This is a genomic window from Marinobacter salarius, assembly GCF_032922745.1.
Classification (GTDB): domain Bacteria; phylum Pseudomonadota; class Gammaproteobacteria; order Pseudomonadales; family Oleiphilaceae; genus Marinobacter.
The window spans coordinates 2,190,262-2,203,757 of sequence record NZ_CP136693.1 but is presented as its reverse complement, the minus strand read 5'-3'; the positions used below and the strand labels follow the sequence as shown (position 1 = coordinate 2,203,757).

Here is a 13,496-nt window from a genome sequence, read left to right as displayed (position 1 = left end):
ACTATGCAATGGGACATTGTGATCGGGCTGGAGATTCACGTTCAGCTCGCCACCAAAACCAAGATTTTTTCCGGCTCCAGCACCGCCTATGGTGCCGAACCCAACACCCAGGCCAATGCCGTTGACCTGGCCATGCCGGGCACGCTGCCAGTGCCGAACGAGCAGGCATTCCGCTACGCGGTGATGTTTGGCCTGGCGGTCAACGCCGAGATTGAACGCCGCTCAGTGTTCGAACGGAAGAACTATTTCTACCCGGACCTGCCCAAGGGCTATCAGACAACACAACTGGAGCGCCCGATTGTCGGTCCCGGCTATGTGGATATCGATCTGGCCAGCGGCGAATCCAAGCGGGTGCGTATTCACCATGCCCACCTGGAAGAGGATGCTGGCAAATCTCTCCATGAGGATTTCCACGGCATGACGGGCATCGACCTGAACCGTGCAGGCACCCCGCTGATTGAGGTGGTCACTGAACCCGACATGACCAATGCCGATGAGGCCGTCGCCTTTGCCAAGAAACTCCACGGCATTGTCACGTCCCTGGGCATCTGTGACGGCGACATGTCACAGGGCTCCATGCGCTTTGACGTGAACATCTCACTCAAGCCCAAGGGTTCCGATACCCTGGGCACCCGCACCGAAACCAAGAACCTGAACTCCTTCCGCTTCATGGAGCAGGCCATTGCCCACGAAGTCGAGCGGCAGATGGACATTCTCGAGGACGGCGGCACCATTGTTCAGGAAACCCGCCTGTACAATGGCGACCGGGACGAGTCCCGGTCCATGCGTACCAAGGAAGAAGCCAACGATTACCGCTACTTCCCCTGCCCGGACCTGCTGCCGGTGGAAATCGACGACGCCTTTATCGACGAAGCCCGCAACAGCCTCCCGGAACTTCCGGATGCCCGCAAGGCCCGCTTCAAGGAGCAGTACGGCCTGAATGACTACGATGCCGGGCTACTGGCTGGCGACTCAAAACTGGCCGCATTCTTCGAAGCCGCCGCTGATCGCGGGAAGGACGCCAAGTTGGCTTCCAACTGGGTTCAGGGCGAATTCTCCGCACGCCTGAATGCGGAGGAAAAATCTGTGGCCGACTCACCGATTTCCGGCGAGCAACTTGGGGATCTGGTGGTGCGCATCGCGGACAACACGATTTCATCGGCGGGTGCCAAGAAAGTGTTCGAGGCGCTCTGGGCCGGCGAAAATGACAGCGTGGATGCGATTATCGATGCCAAAGGCCTGAAGCAGGTGTCGGACACTGGCGAGCTTGAGAAGATGGTGGATGAGGTTCTGGCCTCCATGCCGGATCAGGTGGCCCAGTATCAGCAGGAATCCGACCCCAAGAAGCAGAAGAAGATGCTCGGCGGGTTCATGGGGCCGCTGATGAAGGCCTCCAAGGGCCAGGGTAATCCGAAGCTGTTTAATGAGATTCTGGTTAAGAAACTTGGGAGCTGACCCTCTGGCTGCGGCCCTAGCCTGTTTGGTTTGGGGGAGGCCTCAGCGGGAGGCTTCTCCCAACAAACGCTCCAAGCACGTCCTTGTGCGCTTGGATTCCGCATTGGTTTTGGTGACGCAATGCTCACATTCAGTTCACAAATCTGACAGTTTTGGCGACAGGCAACTTGCTGATCACTAAACAAACAACTAGACTTTCAGGGAGTTAAGATCAAAACGACAAGTGCTTGCTGTTTTTCGTGCTCGCCATATTACATCTTCATGACCATTGGCGCGGCTTTTTCGCGTTCATAGCACGTGTATATAAAGAAGGCAGCGAGTAAAAAACAATAAAGGATTGAACGATGGGTAAGGCTGCCTGCTTTAAAACCAGAGACGCAAGAAGAGTAACGATGAAACCAGTTGCCGCCAAGCCAAACCTTCGCAACCAACAACGCGTTGATGTTGCTACCGAGGCCCGGATTGAAACAACCGACGGCAGCTGCCTGACCTGCAAAGTTTCGAATATTTCCCGAACCGGCCTGATGGTCCTGTGTGATCAGAATTCCGTGAGAAAACTGGTTCCCGGCCAGAAGACACCCGCACCCGGCAACTGGATTTCCGTAACCACGACCTTTTCCGTACCGGTTGTTGCTAACCAGCCTGTTTCAGTGATCGCTGGAGGCAACATCGTCCACATGCGGCGAATTGCCCGCGACCAATTCCAGCTCGGCATCCAATTCGCGGAATTCGAAGGCAATGGTTTCGATTACGTGAACAACTACGTCAGCAAACTGCTCTCCACCCCGTAGCTTTAACCTTCCTCATTATAGCTGCCAGCCTACCCTGTCGCTATATTGTTATAGCGGCAAACTCTAGTTACCCGGCTTCTTATGCCATGGCCTGATCTGGTATCATTGCGGCATTCACACGCCCAGCCCCAATCGAATCTTGAGGCACGAAAAGCGGTAACAGGACACGATGACCACTTACAATCTGACCCATCTCAAACAGCTGGAAGCTGAAAGCATCCACATCATCCGGGAAGTTGCGGCCGAGTTCGACAACCCGGTCATGCTCTATTCCATCGGCAAGGACTCCGCGGTGATGCTTCACCTGGCCCGCAAGGCATTCTATCCAGGGAAGCCCCCTTTTCCGCTGATGCACGTTGATACCACGTGGAAGTTCAAGGATATGATCGACTTCCGGGACCGCAAGGTTAAGGAATATGGCCTGGATCTGATCGTTCACAAGAACGAAGACGGCATTAAGCAGGGCATCGGTCCATTTACCCACGGCAGTGCCAAGCATACCGACGTGATGAAAACCCAGGCCCTCAAACAAGCCCTGGACAAGTACAAGTTTGATGCTGCCTTTGGCGGCGCCCGCCGGGACGAGGAAAAATCCCGTGCCAAGGAGCGTGTCTATTCCTTCCGTGACGAGTACCACCGCTGGGACCCCAAGAACCAACGCCCCGAGCTGTGGAACATCTACAACGGCAAGATCAACAAAGGCGAGAGCATCCGGGTATTCCCGCTGTCCAACTGGACCGAGCTGGATATCTGGCAGTACATCTACCTCGAAAACATTGAAATCGTGCCACTTTACTACTCCGCCAAGCGGCCCGTCGTGGAACGCGATGGCACGCTGATCATGGTGGACGACGACCGCATGCCTTTGAAAGAAGGCGAAAAGCCGATGATGAAGTCCATCCGTTTCCGCACCCTGGGCTGTTACCCACTGACCGGCGCCATTGAATCCGAGGCAGACACCCTGCCGGAGATCATCCAAGAAATGCTGCTGGCAACCAGCTCCGAACGTCAGGGCCGCGTGATCGACCACGATTCGGCCGGCTCCATGGAACAGAAAAAGCGGGAAGGGTACTTCTAAGATGTCACACCAGTCTGATCTGATTGCGGAAGATATTCAGGCCTACCTGAAGCAACACGAGAATAAGGAACTGCTGCGCCTACTCACCTGTGGCAGCGTCGACGACGGCAAGAGCACCCTGATTGGTCGCCTGCTGCACGATACCAAGATGATCTATGAAGATCATATGGCGAGCCTGAAAAGCGACAGCGCCAAAATGGGCACGACCGGTGAAAAACTGGACCTGGCCTTGCTAGTCGACGGCTTGCAGGCCGAGCGTGAACAAGGCATCACCATTGATGTTGCCTATCGCTTTTTCTCCACTGATAAGCGCAAGTTCATCATCGCCGACACTCCGGGGCACGAGCAGTACACGCGCAATATGGCGACAGGGGCATCAACGGCTCAAGTTGCGATTCTGATGATCGATGCGCGCCACGGAGTTCTGACCCAGACCCGCCGCCACTCTTACATTGCCTCTTTGCTTGGCATTCGTCACATCGTGGTCGCAGTGAACAAAATGGATCTGGTTGATTTCAGCGAAGAACGTTTCAACGAAATCAAAGACGACTACCTGGCATTTGCCAACCAGCTTGGCCTGAAAGACATCCGCTTTGTGCCTCTGTCGGCCCTCGAAGGCGACAACGTTGTCAATAAGAGCGAAAAAACGCCTTGGTTCGACGGCCAGCCACTGATGGACATCCTGGAGACCGTGGAAGTATCCCACGACAAGAACCTGGAACATTTCCGCTTCCCAGTACAGTACGTCACGCGCCCGAACCTGAACTTCCGTGGATTTTGCGGAACGATTGCATCCGGCGTGATCCGCCCGGGAGACAAGGTAATGGCCCTGCCCTCACGGCGCACCAGCACCATCAAGGATGTGGTGACGTTTGATGGCAACCTAGAAGAAGCCTACATCGACCAGGCAGTCACACTGACACTGACCGACGAGATCGATGTCAGCCGAGGCGATATGCTGGTCAAGGCTGAGGACGAGCCGGAAGTGGGCAACCGTTTTACGGCCAACATCGTGTGGATGACCGATGGGCCGCTGGAAACCGGTCGCCTTTACGACATCAAGCTCGGCCCGACATTTACCTCGGCCACCGTCAAAAAGATTCATCACCAGACCGACGTCAACACGCTGGAGAAGAACGACGATCCGTCTGCCCTTCAGCTGAACGAAATCGGACTGTGTGAGCTGACTCTGAGCCAGCCCATTGCGTTTGATGCCTATCAGCGCAACCACGCCACGGGCAGCTTCATTGTGATTGATCGGCTGACCAACGTGACGATCGGTGCGGGCATGATTGCCGGCACTGCAGGCACGGTTGAGTCGCTGGACCCGGTGACCAGCGAAGAGCGCGAGCGCCGTCTGGCGCAGAAGCCTGCCATTATTGCCTGTAACGGCAAGCAGGCCACGGCGCTGGCTCTGGCAGTTGAACGGGCGTTGTTTGATCAGGGCAAGACCTCCGTTGTCCTCAGCGAGGACAATGCTGGCAATGCCGAAGACCGTCGTCGCGCTGCGCAGGTGGTCAGTGCCCATGGCCTGATTGCCATTGCGGTGAACCTGGGTGGGGATGTGGCATCGGCGTCTGTTTCCGCAGACGATGACAAAGAGATCACTGAAGCGGTGACTTCGCTGATTCATGACCTGATGCGGCACAAGCGGGTTTAACCCGCATTACGGGACTTCATGTAGCCCCCTTGGTTTGAAACCTTGGGGGCTTTTTCTTTGGGGGCTGGTCCCGCGGCCCTACAAAATCCACTACAATGCCTCCCCCTGAAGGTTTACCCTCAGCCCCTACACGCTCTACCAATCAAGGGACTCTTGACTCCATGGCCATCAAACAGCTCCGCACTCTCTTCGCCAGCCAGTATCAGCCCGGACAGCCGGCGCGGGTTCGTCCCGGCGAGGCGTTGGCCGAGCCGGGTGGCGACTATGAGGCGCTTCACAAGCAGATGAAACGTCTATTCAACAGCAAACCCGGCAAGAAATACGGTCGTTTTTCCGAGGACATCGGTGAAAGCCCGTTCAGCAGCTGGCTAAAGGACTACCGAGAGGACAAGCAGAGCTTTGCATCGATGACTGACCGTCTGTTTGGTCAGTGGCAGGAACTGCTTAACAGTGCCCAGGAGGAGTTTGAGGGGCACCTGATGATTGTCCACGAAGCCCTCGCGGATGCGGAGGTGGTTTATCTGTTTATCCTGGAAAACGACAGTGCCATGCGTTTTGATGCCCAGCAAACATTGGACGCGACTGACATCCTGAGCCTGTCACGGCTGAATCTGGCGGTGCGCGTGGAATTGGACGACTGGCTGGGTGACAACCCCGGCGAAAACTACCTTACACTGGTCCACGCCCGTGGTTCCGGCGAGGGGGGCGATCTGTTCATCAAGCTGTGCGGTTTCACCAATCAGGTGGACGTGGAGAAGGAAACGCTGACGTTTATGGATGCGGTAGAGGCGTTTGCCAAGTCTTCAGAGCCTGAAGAAGCGGGCAAGATTCGTGCGCGGGCCTATGAGTTCTCGAAGGAGCAGCATGCGTTGGGTGAGCCGGTGGCCATAGAGGCATTGTCGGGCTATCTGGATGAGAACGAGCCTCAGCGTTTCAAGGAGTTTGCCAGTGAGACTGCCGAGCTTCCGGAGAGCGGGGTGTTGCATCCGGATCATCGTAAGGTGAAGAAGCTTGTGCGGATTGCGGGCTCAGGTGGTGGTATGAGCGTGTCGTTCTCTTCGGACCTGGTGAATCAGGCGGTTTACTATGACCGTGACAACGACGCACTGACGATTACCCGGTTGCCCAAGGCGTTGCGAGAGCAGCTGCAGCGTTATCTTGAAGGCCGGGAGGAATAGCAGCTCACTGGCCTGATGACTTTGGGGGCTGGCCTTCTAGACTGAGAACTCTTGGGGCTGGTCCCGCCATGGGGTAGCATTTTCTTCTGGAAAAAGAACTCGCTGCGCTCGGACACCTTTTTCCGGCAGAAAATGCTACCCCACACCGTGACCGATCAATCGACTGTGGTTAATCCTTTTATTGAGGTTCGTTGGTGGCTGATTCTGTTTTATCAGTCCACCTCGGACGGTTGGCTCGCAGCTTTCGGACTTCCTGCATCCAGCCTACGCCGTCGACTAATTCACCGGTTTCCGGGTCGATGGGTGGATAAGGTAAATTGCGGTCGTCGCAGTAGCGTTTTACGACCGGCTGACACCAGCAGAACAGCAGACGGTTGTATTCATCATCCGGCAATCTCTGGCGGTCATACTGGCCCGCCAGTTTCCGCTGCCGCTGAGCTTCGGACAATATAATCGCACAGGCTGACGACACGTTCAGGGACTCCACCATGCCCATCATGGGGATCACAATGTGCTCGTCAGCCTGTTCGGCGGCGCTGTCGCTGACACCATCTACTTCATTACCCATGATCACCGTGCAGGGCACGGTGAAATCCGCTTCCCGGTAATCAATCGCTCTTTCCGACAATTGGGCGGCGTAGAGTTTGTGGCCCTGCCCTTTCAGCTCCGAAACCGCCTCATCCATCGTCGGGTGTGTGTGGGTGGTGACCCAGTTGTAACTGCCGCCGGTGGTTTTGCGGAAGGCCCGAAAACCTTCTCTTGGCCAGACTACGTGCATGCTGGCAAGACCAAAGGCATCGCAGGAGCGGATGATGGCCGACAGATTGCGGGGTTTGTGGACCTGGTCGGTGAGGACGCTGAGATCGGGCTGGCGAGTATCCAGGGTTTGTTTGATTCGGGCGAGGCGTTCGGGAGTCATGATTGTTTGAGCGTTCTAAAAAATGAGAAAAACCAATACTACCACAAGCAATTTAGAGGATTGCCGAGACAAAGGTGGTTGCCGATTGATCACCCCGTTATAATGTGCAGCTAACTTTTTTAAGCGCCACCCCCAACCTCCCGGCGCAAATCACACACCAAGCACGTTGAGAATCATGGCCAAGAAGCTGTACATCAAGACCCATGGCTGCCAGATGAACGAGTACGACTCATCACGCATGGCAGACCTGCTTCGCACCGGCGAAACCGTCGAAATGACCGACTCGCCGGACGACGCCGACATCCTGTTGCTGAACACCTGCTCCATCCGCGAAAAAGCGCAGGAAAAAGTGTTCCACCAGTTGGGTCGCTGGAAGAAACTGAAAAACAGCAAACCGGACCTGATCATCGGCGTGGGCGGTTGCGTGGCCAGCCAGGAAGGCCAGGCTATCATCGACCGGGCACCCTACGTGGACATGGTCTTCGGGCCGCAAACCCTGCATCGTCTGCCGGATATGATCACCGAAGTCCGCGCCAAGGGTAATGGCGTTGGCGTGGTAGATGTCAGCTTTCCGGAAATCGAGAAGTTCGACAACTTGCCTGATCCCGGTGCCGACGGCCCGTCCGCATTTGTGTCCATCATGGAAGGCTGCAGCAAATACTGCACCTTCTGCGTGGTGCCCTACACCCGTGGCGAGGAAGTCAGTCGGCCGGTGGACGACGTGATCGCGGAAGTCGCCCACCTTGCCAGTCAGGGCGTGCGTGAGGTAAACCTGCTAGGCCAGAACGTTAATGCCTACCGCGGCGAAACCCACGATGGCGACGTGATGGACATGGCGGAGCTGGTGACCCTGATCGCCACCATCGACGGCATTGACCGTATCCGGTATACCACCTCACACCCGGTGGAGTTCTCTGACTCACTAATCGAAGCCTATGAGCAGGTACCAGAGCTGGTCAGCCACCTGCACTTGCCGGTGCAAAGTGGCTCAGATCGAGTCCTGGCAGCCATGAAGCGCGGCCATACAGCTCTGGAGTACAAGTCCAAACTTCGCCGCCTGCGCAAGATTCGCCCGGACATCAGTTTCTCCTCGGATTTCATCATTGGCTTCCCGGGGGAAACCGAGAAGGATTTCGAGGACACTATGAAGCTGATCAACGATATTGGCTTCGATATGTCATTCAGCTTCATCTACAGCGCCCGGCCAGGTACTCCGGCGGCGGACCTGCCGGATGACACGCCACTGGAAGTGAAGAAGCAGCGCTTGAGCATTCTCCAGGACCGGCTGAACCAGAATGTGATGGACATCAGTCGCAAGATGGTCGGCACGACGCAGCGCATTCTGGTGACGGGCCTGTCCAAGAAGGACCCTGGCGAGTACGCGGGCCGTACGGAGAATAACCGTATTGTAAACTTCCGGCATGAGAATCCGGAGGTGGTTGGACACTTTATTGATGTGGAGATTCGGGAGGCTCTGCCTAATTCTCTTCGCGGGGTTCCTGTGGGTTCCGGGATGCATTAAACCTGGGCCCCACGCGTCTCGGGTTTGGTGAATCGCGAGTGGTGGGGACCTCCTCCCAAAAAACGCTACAAGCACATCCATGTGCGCTTGGGCTCCGCCATCCATGGCTCCGCACATTTTTGGGAGGAGGCCCCCACCACTCTCCGCAAATCTTTCTCGTGTCTGCGGCCAGCGCCCGCTAGCACAAATCATGGTATATCCACTCCCTGAATACACGGGAGTAAACAAACGGAGCACTTTTGAACGCCAACGATCACAGACAATTCGACCTGCACCCGGTAGACCAGCGCCGGCTGACCACCCTCTGCGGACAGTTTGATGAGCACCTGAAGCACATTGAGCGGCGCATGAACGTCAAAATTGGCCGTCGTGGTCATCATTTCCGGGTGGAAGGTGAAACTGAACACGTGGCAGCCGCTACGGAAGTTGTCCGGCACCTGTATCGGGAAACCGAAGCCAACGATGATATCTCGCCGGACATGGTTCATTTGTTTATCCGCGAGACCGGATTCGAACGGCTGCCGGATGACGTCCCATACAAGGGCGCCGTCACCGTCATCAAAACCCCGAAACTGCAGGCCAAGCCCAGAGGCGAGAACCAGCAGAAATACGTGCACAACATCCGTACCCACGATGTGAACTTTGGCATCGGCCCCGCTGGTACCGGCAAAACCTGGCTGGCGGTGGCGTGCGCCGTTGAGGCACTGAAAGACGAACAGGTGAAGCGCATCCTGCTGGTCCGGCCGGCCGTGGAAGCCGGCGAAAAACTCGGCTTCCTGCCAGGTGATCTGGCCCAGAAAGTGGACCCTTACCTTCGCCCACTCTATGACGCCCTCTACGAAATGCTGGGCTTTGATCATGTGACGCGGCTGATCGAAAAAAGCGTCATTGAGATTGCGCCACTGGCCTTCATGCGCGGCCGCACGCTCAATAATTCGTTCATCATCCTGGATGAAAGCCAGAATACCACCCGCGAGCAGATGAAGATGTTCCTCACGCGGATCGGGTTTGGTTCCACCGCCGTGATCACCGGTGACACCACCCAGGTGGATCTTCCCCGCGGGCAGAATTCCGGTCTGATTCACGCGGCCGGTGTGCTGAGCAAGGTATCCGGTATTGGCTTCACACGGTTCGAGGCCCGGGATGTGGTGCGTCACCCATTGGTGCAGCGGATTGTCGAGGCTTATGATTCCTTTGACGACGGGAGCGCCACAGGCCGGTGAGTGAACTGACAGTGGATTTGCAGCGGGCCATCGAAGCGCCCGGGGTGCCAGAAGACTTTGAATTTGAACGCTGGGCCCAGGCGGCATGGTTGGATGAACATTCATCCGAGGTGACAATCCGTATCGTTGCCAGTGATGAGAGCGCCGATCTGAACAGCCAGTATCGCGGGAAATCAGGGCCAACCAATGTACTGTCCTTCCCATTTGAGGCGCCAGCCGGTATAACGGTTCCGTTGGCCGGTGATCTGATCATTTGTGCCCCGGTTGTTGAAAAAGAAGCAGCCGAGCAGCATAAAACACTGACGGAACACTGGGCCCATATGGTGGTGCACGGTATGCTGCACCTTCAGGGCTACGACCATATTGAAGACAATGATGCCGAGGTCATGGAAGCCCTCGAGATCCGGCTGCTTGCGCAGCTCGGGTTCAGCAATCCTTACGAGACAGAGGAAACGGAAAAAGACTCATGAACGACGATCAGTCGAGTCGCAGTCAGGGCAGCAACAAGTCCTGGCTGGAGCGTATATCACAGGCCTTCTCCAGCGGGCCTGAGTCCGTCGAGGACGTGCTGGAAATCCTGCGGGACGCCGAGTCCCAGGAAATCATCGATACCGATGCCATGAGCATCATCGAAGGTGCCATGCAGGTGATCGACATGCGGGTGGATGAAATCATGATTCCCCGCTCCCAAATGGTCACCGTCAAGGCATCCCAGGATCCGAAAGAGTTCCTGGGCGAAATCATTTCATCTGCCCACAGCCGCTTCCCGGTCATTGGCGACAGCCAGGACGATGTCATTGGCGTACTGCTCGCCAAGGACCTGCTCCCTCTGGCCCTGAATAGCGACCTCAACTGGACCCGTATCCGCGAGATTCTTCGCCCTCCCACGTTCGTACCGGAGAGCAAGCGCCTGAACCAGCTGTTAAAAGAGTTCAAGGAAACCCGCAACCACATGGCCATTGTGGTTGACGAATACGGCGGTACTGCCGGCCTGATCACCATTGAGGATGTGCTGGAACAGATCGTGGGCGAAATCGAAGACGAACATGACTTCGACGAGGAAACCCACATCAAGGCCCGCGGCGATGGCACTTACGCCGTGAAAGCAGTCACCCCCGTCGACGACTTTAACGAATTCTTCGAAACCGAGCTGGACGAAGAAGAGTTCGACACCATTGGCGGTGTTGTGCTCAAGGAATTCGGTCACCTGCCCAGACGGGGCGAGTCGGTGGAGTTTGGCGGGCTGCAGTTCACCATCGCCAACGCCGATAACCGTGTCATCCGTCTGCTGCAGGTAACGCGTGGTGATGACCAGTAATACATCAGCCGGAACCTCCGTACTGACATCCGCCCTTTCCGAGCACGCCTGGCTGCGAGCGGCCACACTGCTCGTTGCCGGTGCCTTGCAAACACTCACCTTTTCACCCTTTAACTGGTGGTGGCTGGGGCCGTTGTCGGTCGCACTGATACTGTTTTGCTGCCTGCCGCTCGCCCCGCAAAAACTGTTTCGGGCGGGCTGGCTGGTCGGATTGGGGCTGTTCGGTACCGGCGCAAGCTGGGTCTATATCAGCATCAGTGAACACGGCAATACGTCCGTTCCGCTGGCGGTCATCCTGACCGTTATTTTTGTGGCGGGGCTAGCCCTTTTCCATGGTCTGGCGTTCTGGGCCTGGGGAAAACTTGCCAAAAACAACGCGGTCAGGCGGCTGATCCTGTTTCCGGCGGCGTGGATACTCTGTGACTGGGTCCGGGGCTGGCTACTGACAGGGTTTCCCTGGCTGTACCTGGGCACCGCCCACGTTGATGGGCCTCTGGGCGGCTTCGCCCCCTTAACGGGCGTTCACGGGCTTACGTTCTGGGTGGCCGTGACCGGCTGCGCAATTCCAGGCTGTTGGTGGCTGGTCCGGAAAGCCCGCCATGCCAGCACGGCGCTCGTCGCCGGCGTGGCGCTGCTGCCCTGGGTAACCGGCCCGGCTTTTTCTCAGGCACAATGGACGACCCTGCAGACAGAACCAACGACGTTTGTCGCGATGCAGGGCAACATTCCCCAGCAAATCAAGTGGGACCCGGACTTCCTCCGGGACCAGATCGTCGCTTACCTGGAGCTGACTGAAGACCACTGGGATACCGACCTGATTCTGTGGCCGGAAACCGCTATTCCAATTCCCCAGGACCAGGCTGGCAAAATCATTGACCACATCAGTGAAGAGCTGGGAGAGAGCAGCACACTGATTACTGGCATCCCCTGGTACGGCTTCAGTGACCGCATTGAAGACTTTACATACCACAACAGCATCATGGCCATCGGTAGCGGCGGCGGCATCTACCATAAGCAGAAGCTGGTGCCTTTCGGTGAGTATGTGCCGCTCCAGCAGTGGCTTCGCGGTCTGATCGGCTTTTTTGACCTGCCCATGTCCAGCTTCAGTCGCGGCCCTGCCAATCAGTCGCCGCTTGAGGCCAATGGCATCAGGATCATGCCGTTTATCTGCTACGAAGTGGCCTACCCGGACTTCGTCGCCACCAATGCCCGCAACAGTGACATGCTGCTGACCATCAGCAACGATGGCTGGTTTGGCGATTCCATTGGCCCGCTGCAACACCTACAAATCGCCCGCATGCGGGCACTGGAAACCGGTCGTTATATGCTGAGGGGCACGAATAATGGTGTAACGGCCATTATTGACGAGAAGGGCCAGATCACTGAAACCATCCCGCAATTTGAACGTGCGGTAATGACAGGCGAGGTCTATGCGGCCGAAGGCAATACGCCCTACATGCAATCCGGTTCCTGGCCGGTGTTGACGCTGGCGGCGATTCTTATTGTGTTTGTTCGGGAGCGGGTTATTCCCCGGAACTGAATAGCCTGGACTCTGGTGCCTGGCCACGGGGTGGGGGCACCTTTTCTTTGGAAAAAGAACTCGCTTTGCTCGGACACCTTTTTCTGGCAGAAAAGGTACCCCCACCCCCTGGCCGTTCTGGCTCTGTGCTGGACTCCCCTAGTCTACCTATGCCTATTCTGACTTCCGTGGCCAGCGGCTGGTGACGCGTTCGTAGTAGTGGGAGCCGCAGGCGTCACAGGGTTCCAGATGGCTGGTGGCAGTCAGGCAGCGCATGTGGCTGCAGTTCAGGCATTTGAACATGCCGGCCGTGGCCACTTCGCCGCTGATATACTGGCTGGGCTCTTGGTTTTCCAATTTCTGGTTCAGCTCTAGCGTATCCAGTCGGGTTTTATCCGCTACCGAGAACAGCATATCCGCCAACTGGTGCTCCAGCAGTGAGATATCCAGTTGCAACCATTCCTTCAGACCTTCGCCGGTTTCTTCCACGAAATGCAGCAGGTGTTCGAGGTCCCGCTGCAGATACGCGCCAAGCAGGTCCGCTTCTTCGCGGGTCATCTCTGCCAGTTCATACTCAAACTCCACCGCCCGCTCGATTTCCTCTTTCAAGGTATCGCGAGTGGTATTCTCCATATCACTGAGCCGGGCCTGGACCCGCTCCAGCATGCGGTCGTAGGCCTCGAGAGCCCTGCCTGAGAGATGATTGCGTTCTGGTTCGGTCATGACTGCTCCCTCATGGTGTACGGTCGGAGTGGCTATGGCTGATCAGGGCACGCTGTGAATACATCCCTGTACGCTTGACAAAAACATCCCTGTTTTTGACATCCCTGATC

12 protein-coding genes are annotated in these 13,496 nt (G+C 56.7%); 10 read left to right on the top strand and 2 right to left on the bottom strand.

Annotated elements, in window-relative coordinates; all coding sequences use genetic code 11:
* The first annotated feature begins 3 nt into the window (after positions 1-3).
* From gatB to R1T46_RS10165, 5 genes are all read left to right on the top strand, one after another.
* Complete coding sequence (gatB, locus tag R1T46_RS10185) at positions 4-1,455, top strand: Asp-tRNA(Asn)/Glu-tRNA(Gln) amidotransferase subunit GatB (protein WP_317308159.1); 1,452 nt, start codon at positions 4-6, stop codon at positions 1,453-1,455.
* Positions 1,456-1,847: 392 nt separating this feature from the next.
* Positions 1,848-2,246 (top strand): PilZ domain-containing protein, encoded by a 399-nt coding sequence (locus tag R1T46_RS10180; protein ID WP_317308158.1) that lies wholly within the window; start codon positions 1,848-1,850, stop codon positions 2,244-2,246.
* A gap of 169 nt (positions 2,247-2,415) precedes the next feature.
* Entirely contained in the window at positions 2,416-3,324 is a 909-nt protein-coding gene (gene cysD / locus R1T46_RS10175; protein WP_007155648.1) for a sulfate adenylyltransferase subunit CysD, read from the top strand.
* Between the two features lies 1 nt (position 3,325).
* A complete protein-coding gene (gene cysN / locus R1T46_RS10170; protein ID WP_317308157.1) occupies positions 3,326-4,984 on the top strand; it encodes a sulfate adenylyltransferase subunit CysN in 1,659 nt (552 codons plus the stop codon).
* A gap of 161 nt (positions 4,985-5,145) precedes the next feature.
* Positions 5,146-6,162 (top strand): nucleoid-associated protein, encoded by a 1,017-nt coding sequence (locus R1T46_RS10165; protein WP_317308156.1) that lies wholly within the window; start codon positions 5,146-5,148, stop codon positions 6,160-6,162.
* A gap of 178 nt (positions 6,163-6,340) precedes the next feature.
* Here the strand turns inward: R1T46_RS10165 and trmH are convergent, their stop codons facing one another.
* Positions 6,341-7,081 carry a tRNA (guanosine(18)-2'-O)-methyltransferase TrmH gene (gene trmH, locus R1T46_RS10160; protein ID WP_317308155.1) on the bottom strand — a complete coding sequence of 247 codons (741 nt, stop codon included), beginning with the start codon at positions 7,079-7,081 and terminating at the stop codon, positions 6,341-6,343.
* A gap of 175 nt (positions 7,082-7,256) precedes the next feature.
* On the opposite strand from trmH, the gene miaB reads away from it, so the two are divergent.
* The 5 genes from miaB (at position 7,257) to lnt (ending at position 12,684) form a co-directional block, all read left to right on the top strand.
* On the top strand, positions 7,257-8,603 hold the full coding sequence (gene miaB / locus R1T46_RS10155) for a tRNA (N6-isopentenyl adenosine(37)-C2)-methylthiotransferase MiaB (protein ID WP_317308154.1): 1,347 nt from the start codon (positions 7,257-7,259) through the stop codon (positions 8,601-8,603).
* Positions 8,604-8,842: 239 nt separating this feature from the next.
* On the top strand, positions 8,843-9,826 hold the full coding sequence (locus R1T46_RS10150) for a PhoH family protein (RefSeq protein WP_317308153.1): 984 nt from the start codon (positions 8,843-8,845) through the stop codon (positions 9,824-9,826).
* Positions 9,823-10,296, top strand: a complete 474-nt coding sequence (gene ybeY / locus R1T46_RS10145) for an rRNA maturation RNase YbeY (RefSeq protein WP_317308152.1) — start codon at positions 9,823-9,825, stop codon at positions 10,294-10,296. Before R1T46_RS10150 ends, ybeY begins: the two co-directional genes overlap by 4 nt.
* On the top strand, positions 10,293-11,144 hold the full coding sequence (locus R1T46_RS10140; protein ID WP_292047418.1) for an HlyC/CorC family transporter: 852 nt from the start codon (positions 10,293-10,295) through the stop codon (positions 11,142-11,144). The genes ybeY and R1T46_RS10140 overlap by 4 nt, the downstream gene beginning before the upstream one ends.
* On the top strand, positions 11,134-12,684 hold the full coding sequence (lnt, locus tag R1T46_RS10135; RefSeq protein ID WP_317308150.1) for an apolipoprotein N-acyltransferase: 1,551 nt from the start codon (positions 11,134-11,136) through the stop codon (positions 12,682-12,684). Before R1T46_RS10140 ends, lnt begins: the two co-directional genes overlap by 11 nt.
* A gap of 153 nt (positions 12,685-12,837) precedes the next feature.
* On the opposite strand, the gene R1T46_RS10130 is transcribed toward lnt, so the two are convergent.
* On the bottom strand, positions 12,838-13,386 hold the full coding sequence (locus tag R1T46_RS10130; RefSeq protein WP_126812016.1) for a zinc ribbon-containing protein: 549 nt from the start codon (positions 13,384-13,386) through the stop codon (positions 12,838-12,840).
* Between the last annotated feature and the right edge of the window lie 110 nt (positions 13,387-13,496).

Bases quoted from the DNA above. Each gene is read 5' to 3' on its own strand.
- R1T46_RS10130 (WP_126812016.1), bottom strand. From the start codon at position 13,386: ATGACCGAACCAGAACGCAATCATCTCTCAGGCAGGGCTCTCGAGGCC.
- trmH (WP_317308155.1), bottom strand. From the start codon at position 7,081: ATGACTCCCGAACGCCTCGCCCGAATCAAACAAACCCTGGATACTCGC.
- gatB (WP_317308159.1), top strand. From the start codon at position 4: ATGCAATGGGACATTGTGATCGGGCTGGAGATTCACGTTCAGCTCGCC.
- cysN (WP_317308157.1), top strand. From the start codon at position 3,326: ATGTCACACCAGTCTGATCTGATTGCGGAAGATATTCAGGCCTACCTG.
- R1T46_RS10140 (WP_292047418.1), top strand. From the start codon at position 10,293: ATGAACGACGATCAGTCGAGTCGCAGTCAGGGCAGCAACAAGTCCTGG.
- miaB (WP_317308154.1), top strand. From the start codon at position 7,257: ATGGCCAAGAAGCTGTACATCAAGACCCATGGCTGCCAGATGAACGAG.
- R1T46_RS10165 (WP_317308156.1), top strand. From the start codon at position 5,146: ATGGCCATCAAACAGCTCCGCACTCTCTTCGCCAGCCAGTATCAGCCC.
- R1T46_RS10180 (WP_317308158.1), top strand. From the start codon at position 1,848: ATGAAACCAGTTGCCGCCAAGCCAAACCTTCGCAACCAACAACGCGTT.
- lnt (WP_317308150.1), top strand. From the start codon at position 11,134: ATGACCAGTAATACATCAGCCGGAACCTCCGTACTGACATCCGCCCTT.
- cysD (WP_007155648.1), top strand. From the start codon at position 2,416: ATGACCACTTACAATCTGACCCATCTCAAACAGCTGGAAGCTGAAAGC.